The following is a 17,990-nucleotide window of genomic DNA, read 5'->3' as shown; positions in this document are numbered from 1 at the left end:
GCCGGACATGGGCCGTCACAGATTTTGTGAGAAAGGATCTTAAATCTTATATTGTTAATCCTTAGCTTGGCAATATTGTGCCTCTTTTCCGATGACCCGATAGGGACAATCGGCTTGTTCCGCCAGATAAAGAGCCGCTTCCCGGTTCCGTTCCGTTTCGCGTTCAATGACTTCATCCGGTGGATAAAAGCCTCCGCCGGAGGTTCCTTTCGGATACATTTCAAACGTGAAGGCGAAGATGTTATGTTCGCCGTATGCCCAGTCGGTCATGTCTCCATCCGTGATGTACAAGTCGCTGGATTGTTGGGGGGTGTAACCGTTGGTTTCAGCCATGGCTTCCCCCATGGTTTTAAATACCTGATAATCATCAGCGCTCATGTCATCCGGGGTGTTTTCGTAGGTGTATCCGTAGGGCCACAAGATCAATTCGCTGTAGGTGTGAAAACTGATGGCCGTTTTGATTTGCTGTTCCCCGTTGATCACCCGGCTGTTGACGAAATCGCGGAGAGCAGCAGTTTCCGGTGCGGAAAAAGGAGCTTGTCCGCGATAGGTTTCACTGGACGGATTGCTGCTGGAACCTCCGCAACAACCCCACTGGTAACCGTAGTTCCGGTTCAAGTCGGTGCCGATGGAGGAAGATCCGCTGTTGGGCTGGCGATTTTTGCGCCAGTATTGGTATTTGCCGGTGGAGATGTCGTACTCTCCCCCGTCGGGGTTCATATTAAAGAGGATGTAGATTTCCCGGGAATCGACAATCTCTTTGATTCTCGGATCGGTGGCATAATTGTCGGTGTACAGGTGGAGCAGATAAAGAGCCATTTCAACGGTTAAATGTTCGCGGGCATGATGCAGGGAGGCGTAGAGAACTTCCGGCTCGTCTTCATCCTCTTGAACGTTGTCGCTGATCTTCACCGCCCACAGGTCACGGTTTTCATATGATTTTCCAATGCTGAATTTGCGGACGATGTCGCCGTGATCGGAAACGGCTTGATCAATCTCTTTAACCATTTCGTCATAGTTGTGGTAGCGGGAGTCGGCATCGGGGAAATCGAGGGTTCCCAACACCGGCTCGGCTTTGGGTTGAAAGCCTTTTTCTTTCAGGCTTTTCAGTTCCGTGTCGGTTGCAAGCACTCTCACATAATCCGCTCCGACCTCTTCGATGGATGCACCGGTCCGGGCAATTTCGGTTCGTTGTTCTTTGCTTTTGACTTCAGGGATGTGGTAGAATCCGGTGGTGGAAAAACGGTTTTCATCCAAGGATTCTGTTGCGCTGTTGACAAAGCCGGTCATCGGAAAGGCCGCCAAAAGCATCAGGGAGACAGTCAGGGAAAACCACCGTTTTTTACGGGAAAGCATGGGAACAAAGGCACTCCTTTCAAAAATATAATGAATTGGATAAAGATTGAAACTATTCAATTGATAAAAGAAGGCAATCTTTATCCATATGAATAATTCTATGTAAAAATATCAAAACCTTCTGAAATTCTTTTTTCTTGCATACTAAAAGGCAGGTGCTTTTGGTTTGGTCCTGGTGTTGTTTCACAGAGGATTAACCAAAGGCACCTGCCTTCATCTCCTGATCAGAACTTTGATCGGTACTCAAAGTTTCATCAACCTCGATTCATCAGATTTTAAAGTTCCAATATCATTTTGGCAATCGTCATGTAAATGATCAATCCGGTTCCATCCACCAAGGTGCTGATCAATGGTCCGGAAACGACCGCCGGGTCTGCTTTCAGCCGGCTCAGGATCAGCGGCAATGCTGCGGAAACCACGGACGACCAGATGACAATAAACATCGCAGCCAACGCGACCACATAAGCCACGTCAAAGGTGACGCCCATGATCCAAGCCCGGATAAAGCCGATCAGTCCCAGCGACATGCCGAGAAACATTCCGGTGAGGAGTTCTTTTTTGATGACACGGAACAAATCTTGAAACTTGACTTCCCCGACACCGAGGGCCCGGATCAGTGTGGTGACAATTTGCGAACCGGTGTTTCCGCCTGTCCCGATTAACAAAGGGATAAAAAAGGATAGGGCAACCACTTGATCCAGCGTGCTCTGGTAACTTTCCAAAACTGTTGCGGTATAAGCACCTCCGACAAACAAAATGAAGAGCCAGACAATCCGTTTCCGGTATAAACTCCAGATGGAGGTTTTGAAGTAAGGTTCGGTCAACGGTTGGCTTCCTCCGATTTTTTGGATGTCTTCGGTTGCTTCTTCCTGAATGACCTCGACCACATCATCGTAGGTGACGATTCCGATCAACCGGTGTTGCCGGTCCACGACGGGTACGGCATAAAAACCGTAACGGGACAAAACCGATGCGACCTCTTCCTGTCCGGTTTCGGCCGGAACGGAAATGATATCGGTTTTGGCGATGTCGGAAAGCGGGGTTTTCGGATCGGCCAAAATGATTTCTTTGAGTGAAGCCACGCCAAAAAGTTTGCCACGTTGGTCGGTGACATAGATGTAGGAGACAATCTCCGCTTCATAACCCACTTTCCGGATGTGCCGGATGGTTTGTTCCCCCGTCCAATAGGCCCGGGCCGATACATAATCCACTGTCATCAAGCCGCCGGCCGTATCCTCCGGATAAGTCATTAGCTGTTTGATCTTTTTCCGGTAATCCGCCGGGAGCAGCCGTTGCAACTTTTCGGCTTGCAGCGGGTGGATGGCGAGCAGGAGGTCCACCACCATGTCACTGGACATTTGCTTGATCAATAACGAGGTGACCGTTTCGTCCATGCGGCTCAGCAACTCATAGGTTCTTTCCGGCTCGAGATATTCCAAAACTTCCGCGGCATGAGCCAAAGATAAATGGGTGATGAGTTCCCGTTGGAGATCCACATCCAAATCTCGGAAAATCTCGGCCAAATCGTATGGTTGCATTTGGCGCAAAAGCTCCAACAAGCGCGTTTCTTTTTTTTCGGAGCAGAACAGGTTTTGCAACTCTTCCTTGACGAAAGCTGCTTGACTCATCTCGTTTCCCCCCTTTTATAAAATAAAAAACTCCCACTGACGATGAGAGCGGGAGACAGAGCAAAACAAGCCCATTGAAGCATGAGCCGGCCTTTATCTCCCTCATCGAGCTTTGGCACTGCACGGCATAGGTTGTAACAACCAGCTACATTAGAAAAGACCTTCGTTCCGATCTTTTCTGCTGACCCATTGGCGTCTCTCGACATTTTTGGGCAGTAGCGTATCTCCGAACAGGAACCTCACCTAACAGAGATAAAACCATGACAATATAAGGTTTTGAACGTTGTCAAGTATAACGCTTGGCAGAAAGGGTTGTCAATTGATCTTGTGTTGAAATTTCTTAAAGGACATATTGTCATTATATTTTATTAAACAAGGGCGGGGAGGGTGCCATCCTGCAACCGGAAAGATTGAATTTTTACGGAAAATTTAGTAAAATATACTTATATATTAATATAAATTTCGTTCTTCCATGAAAGCAGTCGTTCCAGTTCTATGTGGGTCTGAATCAGATATAGAAAGGAATTCCTTTTCGGGAAGGAGATGCGAGATGAGTGTGGACCACAAGGCGTTGGAACGGGCGATTGCCGAAATCACAGAGATAGCCAAGGGTTTCGGGCTTGATTTTTATCCGATGAGATACGAAATTTGTCCGGCAGACATTATATATACTTTTGGTGCCTATGGCATGCCGACGCGGTTTTCGCATTGGAGCTTCGGCAAAGCTTTTCACAAAATGAAACTGCAATACGATTTAAATTTAAGCAAAATTTATGAATTGGTCATTAACTCTAATCCTTGCTATGCTTTTTTGCTCAAGGGAAACAGCTTGACGCAAAACAAAATGATCGTGGCTCATGTCCTGGCGCATTGCGACTTTTTTAAGAACAACGTCCGTTTTTCGGCAACTTCCAGAGACATGGTGGAGACAATGGCCGCCAGCGCGGAGCGGATCCGCCAATATGAAATGAAGTACGGGAAAGAAGTGGTGGAGGAATTTTTGGATCATGCCCTCGCCATTCAAGAGCACATCAATCCGAGCCTGTTGGATTTAAAAGCCAACCGGAAGAAAGCGAATCCGTCAACCCCTTCCAAACCTTCCACTCCTTATGATGACTTGTGGGAATTGGATCAACCGGAAAAACCTCCGAAGCCTTCTCCAAAAAAGAAACAATTCCCTGAACAGCCGGAAAAAGATTTGGTTCTGTTTTTGATGAAACACAGCCGGGTGCTGGAAGATTGGCATCAGGACATTTTGACCATTTTGCGCAATGAGATGTTGTATTTCTGGCCGCAGCTGGAAACCAAAATCATGAATGAAGGTTGGGCCTCCTACTGGCACATCCGCATCATGCGCGAGTTGGATTTGAATGAAGAAGAGGCGATTGAATTTGCCAGTTTGAATGCCTCTGTCTTGCAACCTTCCAAAACATCCATCAATCCGTATTACCTGGGATTGAAGATGTTTGAAGACATTGAACGCCGGTGGGATCATCCAACCGAAAAAGAGCAGAGGGAGTTGGGGATGAAGCCCGGGCAAGGGCGGAAAAAAATCTTTGAAGTCCGTGAGTTGGATTCCGATATTTCCTTTTTGCGGAATTACCTGACCGAAGAGTTGGTGGAAAAACTGGATTTGTATGTATTCCAACGCAAAGGCGACGAGTGGAAAATCACGGACAAAAACTGGGAGTCGGTCCGGGATGAGCTGGTGATGAGCCGGATCAACGGGGGACATCCGTTCATTGTGGTGAAAGACGGGGATTATGCGGAAAACGGAGGGTTGTATTTGCTCCACCGGTATGAAGGCGTTGAGTTGGATACGAAATATCTGGAAAAAACGTTGCCGCATGTTTATGTATTATGGGGCCGCCCGGTCTATTTGGAGACAGTGATTGAAGAGAGAAAAGTGGTTTTTTGTTATAACGGGAAAAAATGCACACGGCGCTATTTGTGAAAAAATGTCCGCTTCAATTCGGGGTTGAAGCGGACATTTTTGTTTATTCACCGGAACGCGGCTCCTCCTGTTGAGCATCTTCTGTTCCGGCTTCCGATCCGGTTTCCGGCTCCTCTTTACCCCGGGTTTTCATTTCCTCTTTATCCGGCGTTTCCGTTTCTTCTTCTTCCAGCTGTTTTTCTTCCCCGGTTGTTTCGGTTTCCGCGATGTCCGTTGCAGAGGAAATGGTTAACGGGAGAAAGGGTTGGACCGGGTCATCCGTTAATGGGTTGTGGTTTTGTTCATCTTCTTCTTCCAGTTTCACCGTTTTTGGATGATGGTCGGAATTGGCGTTTTCCGGTTTTTTCTCTTCGCTTGCGACATTGTCTGTGTCCGGAACCGGGATGGCGGCAGGAATGTCATCCACCGGGGTTTGTCGGGCGAACCAGTGAAGCAATCCTTCGATGGAGGTCGTGGATTCATGATTGCGGTCGATTTGGATGACAAAGTGGTCGGCGTGATTTTCTTTCAGTGTCACCAGGCATTCCGGATGATTGGTGATGGCCACGACGGCATAGGGCGATTTAATCGGAGTGGCCAACGGGATTTGAAACGTCCGTCCGGACATATTTTCTTCCAGTTGGAAGCGGGCAATGCCTGAAACCGTGGCAGGTTGTTCATCCGCAAGGAGCGGACGGAAATTCAATTTCTCCAAGCCGATGCTTTGATCAGCGATTTTTTCGGTGGTCACTGCTTGGTCCGTCAGATGTTCCGCAGAAATGGCGCCGGATTCAATGTGTGTTCCCTGGATTTGTTTTTTGGCGATGTGGCAGGACAAAATCGCATCATCGTTGATATGGCGGGGGAAGATGGACTGGGATGCCAACTTGTCGGAATGAACGGCTTGATCTTGAAGCAGATCGGTTGAAATGGCTCCTTGCTCAATGTGCATTTCCTGGATTTGCCGTTGGGCAATGTGCCAGGAGCGCACGGAATCATCTGCGATATGGCGCGGCAAGATGGAATGCGAAGCCAGTTTGCCGGCATCGACCGCGTCATCTTGAAGATGGGCTTTGGTGATGGCTTCTTCTTGGATGTGCCGGCCGGAGACGGCCGTATCTTTAATATGGTGGCCTTGGATCTGTTCTTTTCTGATATGACGTGACAAAACGGCACCGGCTGAGATGTGCAATGACCCGACAGCTTCCTCGTTCAGATGATGTTCGCAAATCGAGTTTTCATCCAGGTGTCCGCTTTGGATCTGTTGTTCCCCGATGTGGTGAGACAAAACGGATGCGGCGGACAGATGCCGGGACGATATGGAGTCGGATGTCAAATGCCGGGAAGAAACTGTTTCATCACAGAGCAGCTCCCCGGAAATGGATTGTTCCTGAATGTGCCGGGCGCTGATTTGCTTATCCTGAATATGCTCGGCGTTGACGGCTTTATCTTGAATATGACGGGATTTGATCTGGTGATTGGCGATTTTTTCGCTGACGATGGCATGGTCTTTTAAATGGTCCGTGTGAATTTCGCCGTGTTTCAGATGTTTTGCGTTGATTGCCCCGTCCTCAATGTGATTTTCGCCGATGGATTGGTCTTGCAGATGGTGGCTTTGGATCTGCTTTTCCCCGATATGCCGGGATAATACGGCTTCAGCGTCAAGATGTCGGGATTCGACCGATTTTTCTCCAAGGTTGCGGGCATGGATCGCTTCATTTTGGATCAGTTCGTTGGAAATGGACTGGTCTTTGATGTGCTCCGGACCAATTTGTTTTTCCCGGATGTGGCGGGAGGTGACGGATTCGCTGTGGAGATGGCGGGAATCGATTTCGCCTTCTCCGATTTTTTCTGCGGTCACTGCTTGATCTTTCAAATGCCGTGTGTGAATTTGCCCGTTTTTGATGTGATGGTCCTCAATGGACTGATCCGCAATATGTTGGTTTTCGATGACGGAGTGGTCCAGTTTTTCTTTGGTGATGGCTCCGTCGACGATGTGGGTGGACTGGACGGAAAAAGGTGCGATGTGATGGCCGCTGATGGTGGCGGATCCGATGTGTTTTCCCTGAATGCTTTCATTGGCCAGTTTATCCCCGTAGACGGATTCGTCCGCCAGATGTTTGTGTTGGATTTGCCCCCGGTCAATGTGTCTGGACTGGATGATCTGTTCTCCCAGATGTTCCCGCAAAATGGTGTGGTGTCCGATTTTTTCGGACGTGACGCATCCGTTGGCCAGTTTGTTCGAAGTGATGGCAAAGTCGTTGATTTTGTCGGTGGATACCGATTCCGGAGCCAGTTTGGAAGTGGAAATCGAATGGTCGATCAACTTGGAACCGGAAATGGAATGATTGGCCAAATGTTGCTCATTGATGCTTGCTTCCTGGATGTGGCGTTTGTTGATGCTGTTTTCTTGCAGGTGTTCTTCGCTGATGATTTTCCTGTTCAGATGTTTTTCCTGAATGGCGCCTTCGGCAATGGCTTCGGCATGGACACTGTTTGGGGCGATGTGTTGTTCTTTGACGGAATCCGGGGTCAAATGTTCATGGGTGATGATGCCCGGCTGCAAATGATCTTTGTGAATGGATTGATTTCGGATTTGTTGTCCGGTGATGGATTGATGGGTGATTTTTTCCCCCGGGATGGATTGTTCCCCGAAATGGTGGGGGCTGATGGCTTTTTCCTGAATGTGGGAACCTTGAATGGAGCCGGGTTGAATGTGTTGGGATTCGATGGATTGAGATGCGATTTTGTCGCTGGTGACAGCGCCGTTTTGCAATTTGCTTTCGGAGACGGATTCATCGGCCAGTTTTGCTTGGTTCACGACTTCGTTTTCCAAATGAATGGTGCGGATGGAACCGCTTTTTAATTTTTCGCCGCTGATGGACTGATCGGCCAAATGCTCATTTAAAATATGGCCCAGTGACAAATGTTTGCTTTGGATCGAGCGTTCTTTGAGTTTGCTTTCATTGATGCTGCCGTCTGATAATTTGCTGCCGGGAATTTCATTGTCTTTAATGTGTTTGGCTTGAATGGAATCTTTTTTGATGTGGCTTCCTTCAATGGAATCATGATCCAGATGGAAGGAGCGGACTGCATTTTTGGCAATTTTTTGTGAGGTGACGGCTTCATTTTTCAATTTGGATTCGGTTACGGCCGCCTGTTCAAGGTGATCGGTGCCAATGCTGTCCGGTTTGATCTTTTTCCCGCTGATCGACTGGTTGGCGATTTTTTCCTCCGTGACGGCGGCGTCGGCGATGTCATTGGTGTAAATCGGCGAATGGCTTTGCCGGGTCTGGGTGGATGAAGTTTTTAAAGGTTTGGATAAATCGGACATTTCCGCGGTGTTTTCCATGTCTTCCAACAGACCGGTTTTGTTCCGTTTCTTTTTCAATTCTGCTTGCTCCAATTGAATGAGTTCCTCCAAAATTCGTTCATCGGCCATGTAAGGAGAGGGACGTTCCCTTTTTTTGGCTGAATGAGACTTTCTCTTCTTCAAAGGTCGTACTCCTTTCTATCGGGCATTTTCCACTCTCTTTTAGGTATATGCATCAAAATGAAAAATGGAAACATGTCAAATCAAAATCGCACAACGCCAGTATTCATCGGGTTTCCTAAGAATAACCATTTATTACATATTAAAGGAGCGTGGATTTATGTTAGTATGAACCTAGCTTTGGGAGCGGCAAAAATGGAAGAGGAGGATTTGATGCAAAACAGTAAAAAATTTATTAAATTGGGAATTACTGTCGCAGCATCTCTTGTGATTTCTACAGGACTTCCGGCAGGCATCACACATGCCGCCACTTTGGAAACGGCCAACCATTCCTTGATTTCCCAGATTTTCAAACAGTTTGGTTGGGCGTTCAAGGGAAAAACGGCAAATGCACAGCCTGAAAATCCGGAAGCTTCAGAACCGTCCGGACAAACCACGGTTCCTGAAAACCAAACTGGACAAGCACCGTCCGATAACGGGCAAACGGATACAGAACAAACAGCTACGACCAAAGCAGACCAGATTATTGCAACAGGAGAAAAATATTTGGGAACACCTTACCAGTTTGGCGCTAAATCAGGACAAACCAAAACCTTTGATTGTTCTTCTTTCGTCCAACATGTGTTTAAAGAAAATGGCATTGATTTGCCGCGTAACTCCCGTCAACAATCAACGGTTGGACAAACGGTTCCTTTCAGTGAAATCCAAAAGGGGGATTTGTTGTTCTTTGAGCTGAGCAGCAATCCGGGCCGGATCGGCCATGTGGGCATTTATGCCGGGAACAACAAAATCTTGCATACCTGGGGACCGGGTGGTGTCCGGTATGACGATTTGTCCGACCGCTGGTTGAAAGAAGGGTTTGTCAAAGCCCAACGTGTGATTCAGTAAACGTGTGATTCGGTAAATTCGGAAAAAACATCCGTTGAAAATATTCGTTGTCGCTCCAACGAATGAAAATGACTGCTCAGATCTTGTTTCTGAGCAGTCATTTGTTTAATTTTCCGGAACCGGGATTCTGACAGACGGTTCGGATTTCTTCAACACGTCCGCCGGATCGAAATTTCCCCCGCCCAGCCAGAGGGTGTCTTTTCCGGTCGGGCCTTTACATAGCGAAAAAGCCATCAATCCGCATGAAAAACACAGTTTTAAGCTGGGGATGTTGTCGGAAGCGACCCGGGCATATACTTTCCCCAAGGATTGGATCGCTTGCTTCAAAAGTTGTTCCCCCACCCGTTTCCGGCGGTAATCCGGATGGACCGCGATGAAAGATTCTTCAATTCCGTAGTTTCCAAAGACAATGATTCCCGCCACTTTTTTTTCGTCATAAGCGGCGGCGATATAAGTTCCTTCCTTCAATTCTCCAGGCGTCAACCGGTGGAACCACCGCATCGCCTGATGGGTGATTCTCCCGTCTCCGTATCGTCTCAAAAAGCGGAGCAGGGGTTTTCGGATCCGCTCCAACGATTGCGGCGGAAATGCATGAATTTTCATGTCGCCGTCCCCTCCGATGTATGTGAAAATCCGCTCAGGTACAATGAGTATTCAATCAAACGGCGCAAAGACCGTCTCCGGATGTTGGGTTCGTCAAATTTCATCGGCTTGGAATTGGCCTCAAAGATCCAAAGGCTTCCGTCTTTTTCAATGCCGAGATCCATCGACATTTCCCCCAGGAGGGCGTTTTGTTGGTTTTCAATCCACCGGGCGGTCCGGATGCCGACTTGTTCGATCCGTTCTTTGATACGATCTGTTTCGCTGCCAAACACGGATTGAAGTACCGTGTCGATTTTTTCGATGTGCCCTCCCATGGGAACATGGGTGGAAATTGCCCGTTCGCCGGCCACCCGGACCCCCATCCCTGATAACCCCCATCGGCCGGTGCCGTTTTTCTGGAGCAAAATGCGGATGTCAAACGGATGGCCGTGAAAGGTGGCCAACGGGATGCCTTGTTGCAAAATATAGGCGGTTTTTTGTTTCAGCCGGTTGTACAAATCCCAAACTTCTTTCAGGGTCCGCACCCGGTATTTCTTTTTTTCCCTAGTGGTCTGGTAGGAGAGTTCATAGTGCTGCTTTTTTTTGTCAAGGCGCATCATTTTGATGCCGGCTTTTCCTTCGACCGGTTTAAAATAAAGAACCGGATGTTTGGCGGCCATGCTCTCCAATTGTTCCATGTGGTGAAGCCGGACGGTTTCCGGTAACAGCCGGTGTAAGTCGGGAGAAGCGGCAAGCTGTTGGTACAGCGTCCATTTGTCAAAAAAGCCGGGGTTAAACAGGTAAACGCCCGGCATTTGCTGCAGTTGCCGGATGGTTTGCCGGACTTCCGGGGTTTTTTCAATCATCCGGTTGGGGATGCGATTGTACACGACATTCGGGAAGGGCAGCCGGGCCGCTTTCCACCGCGGTTTCACCGAATGAGGATCCAGCAGATATCCGTTGACGGTGGAATGGTTGCCGATGCCTTGGGGCGTAAGGACAAACACGGTGACGCCCATTTCTCTTCCCGTCCGGATCAAGTCGGCGAAATTTTGGTGATTTCCTCCAAACGGCTTTTTATTGTTTGAGGTTAATATGGCGACAAAAGGACCGGCTTGATAATGATTCTTCCGGGACAAATGCCTGAGGCGGGCGGGCGTGTGATGGGATTGGCTGGGCCTGCCGTGGGGGTTGAATCTGATTTTCGCTTTCGTGTGACGGCCGATAATGGCAGAAACCATGCCGGGAAACTGTTTTTTTGGATATCGTCTGAGCGGAACAAATTCCAGGGTGTTTTTGTTTGGTACGATGGACAGCCAGCCGGCTTTGGGTAATTTCATAAGATGGCGCTCCCCCTTTGTTAAATGAAGTTGGTCAGATTTAAACAATAATCGGTTATATATTTTGCAGACATGCGCCCGGCTTCGCGCAAACTCGGATGCAAGAAGATGTGCCTGCCCGGTTTGGCATTCACTTCAAAAAGCCAAACGCGGCCGTTGCGGTCTACCCCGATGTCCAGCCCCAACTCTCCCAGGGTTCCGTCAATCTGTTCTTCCAATGTTTCGGCAATGGTGATGGCGGAGCGGATGATCATTTTTTTCACTTCAGAGGCATGCTGATGGAATGTTTTAAGAAGCAGTTCATCCGTCCGGATGATGGAGCCTCCGGTCCTGACATGTGTTGTGACGCAACCGAAACCGGCTGCCTTGGAGCCGATGGCAACCACTTTCCAGTGCCCTTTGCTGTCTTTGTGCATGTGAACACGGAAATCGACAGGTCGGTGGTTATTCCGGATCAACCGGATCCCCTGCTGAACGAGATATTTTTTGAACCGGGGAGAGTGGATGCTGCCAAAATAATGGCTGATTAACGCTTTTAAAGACCGGAACAGGTGAAGGACGTTTTTGTTCCCTTTGTGGAACCGGCAATAGTAACCTTTTCCCGGGTGGTAAGTGATGCGGAAAATCCCCAGCCCCAAACTGCCGCCACTGGGCTTTAAATAGACCATCCGATGCTCTTTCAGCATTCTTTCCATGATCTCCAGAGTGGGGGGCATGTAAGTTTCGGGCATGAAAGTGGATGTTGCCGGATGGTGGTTCAGCATCTGATGGATGGACCATTTGTTGAAAAAGCCTTGGTTGAAGATTTTGCAAGCGGTGTTTTTTTTGAAGCGGTTTAAACAGGACTGAACCTGGGCCATGGATTCAGCCCGGCGATTGGGAATCCGTTCATAAATGACATCGGGAAACGGTGAGAGCAAGGGATGCCAACGATTTTGGAAGAAGTACCATCCCCGGACGGTTTGATTCTGCCAATTCACCATTTCCGGAGTAAAGACATAGATGAATGGTTTTTCGTCAAAACCCGCTTGAATGAAACTACGAAATAACTGGGTCCGGTTGCCGAAAGGTTGTTCCGGGTGGTGGCGGAAACCGGTGGTGAGGATGCCGATCACGGGTCCGAATTTCAACGTTTTGTCGGTAAACAGGGCCCGGATGGTTCCCGTGTAAGGGAAGAGCAACTGTCTGGCGACCGCCGGGGAAAGGAAAATCTTGTTTCCGGCCAGTGGAGCGATGATCACCCGGGTGATCATCGTTTTGTTTCCAAGTTGAATTTTAATGGATTGCCCGCTTTGGCATCCCCATAAATTCCCTAATGCCTGGCTGATCACAATGGCTTTGGCCGGAGTTTTGGAGTGAATTCGTATTTGGCAAAGGATTGATTTCATACTGACCCTCCTAGCTGTTCAATAAGGCATTCGCATATTGAATGGGAAACTGGATGGCACGCCGCCGCACTTCCAGTTCTCCGGTTTTTAAGAAAACGGACCGCCCGGGTTTTGAGTTGACTTCAATAATCCAGACATCTTTGTTTTCATCGATGCCGATATCGATTCCCAGCTCTACCAGAGGACCGTGACGGCTTTCGATAAAAGGGGGCACGATTTCACTCAGATAGTTGATGGTCGAGGAAATTTTGGCTGCTTCTTGCGGGGTGTAATGCTGCTTTAAAAAAGGTTGGAACGGTAAAGCTTGCCCGCCGCCGTGCAAATTGGAGGTGATGGAATCGGGTTGGCCGGTCCGGATGGCATGCCCCGTTGTTTCCCATCTTTTTTGTCCGTTTTTTTGGACCAGAATCCTGACATCAAACGGGCGTCCATCCGGTGTGTTCAGCGACAAAAGAGGTTGAAGGATGTAACGGGTGTCCCGGATGGTTTGTTCCACCCAATGGCTGAGTTGGACCAGGGTTTCAAATTGAACGGAAAAAGGCCGGTTGAATTTCGTCCGCCCTTTCAGCAAGAAAGAGGAGGGGGGGATTTGTTCGATGGCGACCACTCCTCTTCCGTGACTGCCGCCATTGGGTTTGATCAAAACACGGTTATGTTTCCGGAGGAAAGAGAACAGCTCTTGTGCATGGGTCAACCGCTTGGTTTCCGGGAGATAAGTCCGGATTTCCGGATGCTCTTTCAAGATGAGATAGGTTTGGTATTTCCCGCCCAAAGCTCTTCCAAGCAACCGGATTTGCGGGTCTTGGGTGATTTTTTGAACATGGGGTTTATACTTCATATAATGCCGGGCGTTGACATAATAACAACGGTCATAGATCAAATACGGCAGCGGAACCGTCTGTTGTTTCCAACGCTGATTGTGATAATGCCAAGCCGGAACCGTTCTGGTTTTCCAATGAATCCGGCCCGGATTGAATATAAAGACTTCCAGCCCCTGCTTTTTTCCTTCGAGTGTCAGTTGTTCAAAGAATGTGTGCTCTTTAAACGGAGGGTGTTTTTGGTTGTTTCCGTAGCAAACCATTATGCCAAGCCTGTTTTTTTGATCGGTCATCGCCGTTGCCTCCTCATGATCCCGGAAGTCGTCGAAGGAGAAGGGGCGGGAGGATGTTTTCCTTGCTTGGAAAGGTATAGCACGTAGTCGATCAACCGCAACACGGACGGGCGAAAATGGATGTTTGGATTAATCACGGTGTCATCGGTTTTGGATGGTTTGGAATTGATTTCAATCAGCCAGATTTTTCCGTGCACATCAATGGCCAGATCGATTCCGAGTTCGGCGAAATGACCGTCGGCCAAACGTTCAAACGTTTTGGCGATGTCAAGTGCGGCGGCCCGAAGTTGGTGGATGGACGGTTTGTTTGGATAGGACAATTCCTTCAAAACATCACTTGCTTTGCGGATTGTACCTCCACGGGCCAGATTGGATACAATATGTTGAATGTTGGCAATCCGCGCAACGGAAGAAGTGATTTTCCAAACCCCTTCCTTGGTTTTTTGTGCCAAAATGCGAAAGTCTACCGGCCGGTAGTCAAATTTCATCAGCCTGAGTCCCTGTTGGGCGATGTAAGGCTGGCTTCTGATTTTTTGTTTTAACAATTTCATCAGGCTGGAATGGTTCTTCAAGGTTCGGCGAACCGTTCCCCCTGGAGTGGACAGTTGATAAATCCACCTGTTTTTGGAATGGGTTATCTTGATGATCCCGCTTCCCAGACTGCCGTTGGTCGGTTTGAGATAAACGGTGGAGTATCGTTTAAAGAGGGATAAGGCCCTCGGATCGCGGAATGAATAGGTTTCCGGCAATCGCGAACGGATTGCTTCATCTTGGACCAGGATTTGATAAACCTGTAATTTATCCAAAAACCTCTCATTAAAGATGGGGATCCGGAAAAGGTTTTTTAACAGGGACATTTTTTTCTGCAAAGATTCTTGTTGCTCGATGCGGCGTGAGTTGATGCGGTTGTAAATTACATCCGGGAGCGGGTATTTTGTACATTGCCACCGGTTTTTCTGTTTGATCCAGACGGTCGTTTCATTCCGGTTTAAATCGATGTGTTCCGGCGTGATAACAGCGACCCGGATTCCTCTCATCTGACCGGCAGTGATGCATTCATCCAGAAATTTGGTCATCAGGCCAAAAGGTTGAGCACGCTTTTCCTGTGGATGGGCATTGATCAAAATGCCAAAAACAGGTCCAAATCGCAAGCGGAGAGAATGTGCGTCAAAATGGGCCCGAATCCATGGCTGAGGGTTCATTTTCAATTGCTCGGCAAGCTCAGAGCTGATGCAAATCAGTTTATGGTTCATGCGACTGAAAGCGACTCGTCCTTTTGCGATGGCTGAACCAAATGCGACTGAGAAAACCGGGGTTTTTATCTCCAATTTTTTGGCCAAAGCCTGACTCATCACCAGATCAATGTGGTGAGGAAGCTGATGTTGCGACAAGATTTGAATTTGTACTTGTGCCAGCCCCATGACAATCCCCTTCCGCCTGTAAAATACTAATGTATGGTATGTGGGCGTCAACCGCATGGTGAATAAAACAGGCTTGGCTTCGGCGGAAGGGATGGAAAAAAAGCGGGAAAATCGTTAGGATGAAAAAGAGGGGGGGCTGAAGCCGGACGGGTGGAAGGATGACCTTGTCCACGGTCACGGTTTCCCGGGATGGTCAGACAGGTTGAAAGGATTGCAAAGAAGGAGGATGACGGATGAACATTACATATCACGGACATTCTTGTTTTGAAATTGAAACCCCGAAACACCGCATTGTCATTGACCCGTTTTTAAGCGGCAATCCGCTGGCGAAAGCGAAACCGGAAGAGATCAAGGCAGATTGGATTTTATTGACGCACGGTCATGACGACCACGTCGGGGATACGGTGGACATTGCCAAGCGGAATCAAGCGACCGTGATCGCCCCCCATGAATTGGCCGTCTGGCTCGGTTTCCAAGGGGTGAATGCCCATGGCATGTCCATTGGCGGAGGCTATTCGTTTGATTTTGGCCATGTCAAAATGGTGAATGCGCTGCATGGTTCCGGATTTGTCAAAAATGAAGAACAACAAATCATTTATTTGGGACCACCATCCGGTTTTGTGCTGACCTTGGAAGGTAAAACCATTTACCATGCAGGGGACACTGCGCTTTACTCTGATATGAAACTGATTGGAAGAGGAAAAGAAATCGATTTGGCCCTTCTCCCCATCGGGGACAATTTCACCATGGGGCCGGAAGATGCGCTGACGGCTGCGGAATGGATCGGGGCCAAGCATGTGATTCCGATGCATTACAACACGTTCCCGCCGATCCGGCAAGATGCCGGCGCTTTTGTGGAGAAACTGAATGCCAAAGGTATGAGCGGCAGTGTGCTTGGCGTCGGCGAAACATTCACCCTCTAAGATAACGATTTGTAAATTTACTGTAATTGACTCGTAATCTTTTTCCACTACAATAGACGAAGATGAAAACCCCCTTTGGTAGAGACGGTTTTAAAGCCGTCTCTTTTTTTGTTTGCTCATAAGGCTGATAAGCCGGTGCTATATAAAAAGACAAAAGAATATATTGTTGGTAAATGGTGAGGGGGGGAAGGGAATTGAAAGGTAAACGGATGATTGAACTTGGAATCAGTGTGGCCCTTTTGATCATTGCCGTCCCCAAGCTTCCCTTTGATCTCCATGGAGGGGGAGGAACGTTTTTTTCCCTGATGTGGTTGACGGGGTTATCCCTGAATATCGCGGCCAATATTTTGGAGATGAAACGGTTGTTGAAAAAAGAACGCAAAGAAAAAATGATCCGGCAATATTTCAGAATGTTGGAACTGAAGAAAACCCTAAAACACCGTCAGATCACCGGGTATTGATCTGTTTCTTTCTATTTGGCAAGACTGTTTCTATTGCAAACAGGAAGGAGTTTTCTTGGAAAGCTCCTTTTTATTTTTTCTGTCTCCCGTTTTGTAATATAATAGGTGTAACAGTAACGGCGAAGGAAGGGAAGGCAATTGGCGACAAAGCATGAGCAAATTCTCAAATACATTGAGAGCTTGGAAGTGGGACATAAAATATCTGTACGGCAAATTGCCAAAGAATTGAACGTGAGCGATGGAACCGCTTACAGAGCGATTAAAGACGCAGAGCTCAAGGGGCTTGTCCATGCCATTGAACGGGTGGGAACGGTGCGTATTGAGAAAAAGCAACGTTCCGATATTGAAAAATTGACATATGCCGAAGTGGTCAACATTGTGGACGGAAGTGTTCTTGGCGGCCGGGCCGGTTTGCACAAGACGTTGAACCGCATGGTGATCGGAGCCATGAAATTGGAAGCCATGATGCGTTACGTGGAACCGGGGAACCTTCTCATCGTCGGAAATCGGGATAATGTGCACAGGGTTTCGCTGGAAAGAGGATCCGCCGTGCTGATTACAGGCGGGTTTGATGCAACCGATGAAGTGAAGCAGCTGGCGGACAAGCTGGAGTTGCCGGTGATCTCCAGCAGTTATGACACCTTTACGGTGGCGACGATGATCAACCGGGCGATTTATGACCGGCTGATCAAAAAAGAGATCTTGATGGTGGAAGATGTGATCAAAACATCCAATCGTCCCGTTTATCTGCGGGCGGATGACACCATTTCCCGTTTTCACGAGTTGTTGCGGGAAACCTCGCACAGCCGGTATCCGGTCACCGATGACAAAGACCGCGTGGTCGGGATGGTGACAGCGAAAGACGTGATGGGATTTCCCCCGGATGAGAAAATTGAAAAAGTGATGACCAAAAATCCGATCACGGTGAATTTAAAGACATCCCTCGCTTCCGCCGCCCATGAAATGGTGTGGGAAGGCATTGAATTGTTGCCGGTCGTGGATGATTACCGGAAAATCATCGGGGTGATCAGCCGCGAAGATGTGATCAAATCGTTGCACTATATGCAAAAACAGCCGCAAGTCGGCGAAACGATCCAGGAATTGAGTTTTCGCGGGTTCTCGGAAGAGGGAACCAATGGAGAAACCGTATTCAGCGGTCAAATCACCCCGCAAATGACGGATTCTTTGGGGATGTTAAGCACGGGGGTGTGCACCACGTTGATGACAGAGGCCGCCATTCGTGCCCTTCGCCGGAAACGGCGCGGGGATCTCACCATCCAAAATGTGACGCTTTATTTTTTAAAACCGGTTCAAATCGAAAGCAACGTAAAAATCCAACCCAAAATTTTGGATCTGGGGCGGAAACAGGCGAAAATGGATGTGGAAATGATATTGGATCAACAAGTTGTGGCCAAAGCGCTCATCACAGCGCACGCCATCGACCGTTAAAAAAAGCATGGACTTCA

General features: G+C 48.3%; 13 protein-coding genes and 1 riboswitch. Of the genes, 5 read left to right on the top strand and 8 right to left on the bottom strand.

Annotation, left to right across the window (positions count from 1 at the left end; all coding sequences use genetic code 11):
• Positions 1-54 precede the first annotated feature (54 nt).
• On the bottom strand, positions 55-1,356 hold the full coding sequence (locus NYE37_RS11305) for a M14 family metallopeptidase (protein ID WP_037994406.1): 1,302 nt from the start codon (positions 1,354-1,356) through the stop codon (positions 55-57).
• Between the two features lie 275 nt (positions 1,357-1,631).
• Positions 1,632-2,984 carry a magnesium transporter gene (gene mgtE, locus NYE37_RS11300; RefSeq protein ID WP_037994408.1) on the bottom strand — a complete coding sequence of 451 codons (1,353 nt, stop codon included), beginning with the start codon at positions 2,982-2,984 and terminating at the stop codon, positions 1,632-1,634.
• A 91-nt stretch (positions 2,985-3,075) separates the two neighbouring features.
• Positions 3,076-3,242, bottom strand: a riboswitch (M-box (ykoK) riboswitch).
• Positions 3,243-3,534: 292 nt separating this feature from the next.
• Between mgtE and NYE37_RS11295 the strand changes: the two genes are divergently transcribed.
• The gene (locus NYE37_RS11295) at positions 3,535-4,938 is read left to right on the top strand and encodes a SpoVR family protein (protein ID WP_340712031.1); all 1,404 of its coding nucleotides are present in this window, start codon (positions 3,535-3,537) and stop codon (positions 4,936-4,938) included.
• Between the two features lie 43 nt (positions 4,939-4,981).
• Here NYE37_RS11295 and NYE37_RS11290 read toward each other — a convergent pair whose 3' ends face one another.
• Entirely contained in the window at positions 4,982-8,413 is a 3,432-nt protein-coding gene (locus tag NYE37_RS11290) for a WIAG-tail domain (protein ID WP_340712030.1), read from the bottom strand.
• A gap of 210 nt (positions 8,414-8,623) precedes the next feature.
• Between NYE37_RS11290 and NYE37_RS11285 the strand changes: the two genes are divergently transcribed.
• Positions 8,624-9,298, top strand: coding sequence for a C40 family peptidase (locus NYE37_RS11285; protein ID WP_165489706.1), 675 nt, complete (start codon positions 8,624-8,626; stop codon positions 9,296-9,298).
• A 105-nt stretch (positions 9,299-9,403) separates the two neighbouring features.
• On the opposite strand, the gene NYE37_RS11280 is transcribed toward NYE37_RS11285, so the two are convergent.
• Genes NYE37_RS11280 through NYE37_RS11260 form a run of 5 tightly spaced genes read right to left on the bottom strand, consistent with a single transcriptional unit; the run spans position 9,404 to position 15,140 of the window.
• Positions 9,404-9,901: a GNAT family N-acetyltransferase gene (locus tag NYE37_RS11280; RefSeq protein ID WP_049719764.1), complete on the bottom strand. Its 498-nt coding sequence runs from the start codon at positions 9,899-9,901 to the stop codon at positions 9,404-9,406.
• Positions 9,898-11,220 carry a YheC/YheD family endospore coat-associated protein gene (locus tag NYE37_RS11275; protein WP_049719765.1) on the bottom strand — a complete coding sequence of 441 codons (1,323 nt, stop codon included), beginning with the start codon at positions 11,218-11,220 and terminating at the stop codon, positions 9,898-9,900. Before NYE37_RS11275 ends, NYE37_RS11280 begins: the two co-directional genes overlap by 4 nt.
• 20 nt (positions 11,221-11,240) lie before the next feature.
• Positions 11,241-12,608, bottom strand: a complete 1,368-nt coding sequence (locus NYE37_RS11270) for a YheC/YheD family endospore coat-associated protein (RefSeq protein ID WP_049719766.1) — start codon at positions 12,606-12,608, stop codon at positions 11,241-11,243.
• Between the two features lie 10 nt (positions 12,609-12,618).
• Positions 12,619-13,719, bottom strand: a complete 1,101-nt coding sequence (locus tag NYE37_RS11265) for a YheC/YheD family endospore coat-associated protein (protein ID WP_049719767.1) — start codon at positions 13,717-13,719, stop codon at positions 12,619-12,621.
• The gene (locus NYE37_RS11260) at positions 13,716-15,140 is read right to left on the bottom strand and encodes a YheC/YheD family endospore coat-associated protein (protein WP_340712029.1); all 1,425 of its coding nucleotides are present in this window, start codon (positions 15,138-15,140) and stop codon (positions 13,716-13,718) included. The genes NYE37_RS11265 and NYE37_RS11260 overlap by 4 nt, the downstream gene beginning before the upstream one ends.
• Before the next feature lie 233 nt (positions 15,141-15,373).
• On the opposite strand from NYE37_RS11260, the gene NYE37_RS11255 reads away from it, so the two are divergent.
• From NYE37_RS11255 to NYE37_RS11245, 3 genes are all read left to right on the top strand, one after another.
• Positions 15,374-16,063: a metal-dependent hydrolase gene (locus NYE37_RS11255; protein WP_037998109.1), complete on the top strand. Its 690-nt coding sequence runs from the start codon at positions 15,374-15,376 to the stop codon at positions 16,061-16,063.
• Between the two features lie 194 nt (positions 16,064-16,257).
• Entirely contained in the window at positions 16,258-16,524 is a 267-nt protein-coding gene (locus NYE37_RS11250; protein ID WP_062842867.1) for a hypothetical protein, read from the top strand.
• 138 nt (positions 16,525-16,662) lie between these two features.
• Positions 16,663-17,973 carry a DRTGG domain-containing protein gene (locus NYE37_RS11245; protein ID WP_037997643.1) on the top strand — a complete coding sequence of 437 codons (1,311 nt, stop codon included), beginning with the start codon at positions 16,663-16,665 and terminating at the stop codon, positions 17,971-17,973.
• Positions 17,974-17,990: the final 17 nt, after the last annotated feature.

The sequence above is a fragment of the Thermoactinomyces sp. FSL K6-2592 genome (genome assembly GCF_038006465.1).
Taxonomy (GTDB): Bacteria; Bacillota; Bacilli; order Thermoactinomycetales; family Thermoactinomycetaceae; genus Thermoactinomyces; species Thermoactinomyces vulgaris.
Note: the sequence above shows the minus strand (reverse complement) of the source record. Positions and strands in the feature narration are given on the sequence as shown.

What these genes read in the sequence shown, in the direction of transcription:
- NYE37_RS11305 (WP_037994406.1), bottom strand. Translation starts at nt 1,356, where the DNA reads ATGCTTTCCCGTAAAAAACGGTGGTTTTCCCTGACTGTCTCCCTGATG.
- mgtE (WP_037994408.1), bottom strand. Translation starts at nt 2,984, where the DNA reads ATGAGTCAAGCAGCTTTCGTCAAGGAAGAGTTGCAAAACCTGTTCTGC.
- NYE37_RS11295 (WP_340712031.1), top strand. Translation starts at nt 3,535, where the DNA reads ATGAGTGTGGACCACAAGGCGTTGGAACGGGCGATTGCCGAAATCACA.
- NYE37_RS11285 (WP_165489706.1), top strand. Translation starts at nt 8,624, where the DNA reads ATGCAAAACAGTAAAAAATTTATTAAATTGGGAATTACTGTCGCAGCA.
- NYE37_RS11280 (WP_049719764.1), bottom strand. Translation starts at nt 9,901, where the DNA reads ATGAAAATTCATGCATTTCCGCCGCAATCGTTGGAGCGGATCCGAAAA.
- NYE37_RS11275 (WP_049719765.1), bottom strand. Translation starts at nt 11,220, where the DNA reads ATGAAATTACCCAAAGCCGGCTGGCTGTCCATCGTACCAAACAAAAAC.
- NYE37_RS11270 (WP_049719766.1), bottom strand. Translation starts at nt 12,608, where the DNA reads ATGAAATCAATCCTTTGCCAAATACGAATTCACTCCAAAACTCCGGCC.
- NYE37_RS11265 (WP_049719767.1), bottom strand. Translation starts at nt 13,719, where the DNA reads ATGACCGATCAAAAAAACAGGCTTGGCATAATGGTTTGCTACGGAAAC.
- NYE37_RS11260 (WP_340712029.1), bottom strand. Translation starts at nt 15,140, where the DNA reads ATGGGGCTGGCACAAGTACAAATTCAAATCTTGTCGCAACATCAGCTT.
- NYE37_RS11255 (WP_037998109.1), top strand. Translation starts at nt 15,374, where the DNA reads ATGAACATTACATATCACGGACATTCTTGTTTTGAAATTGAAACCCCG.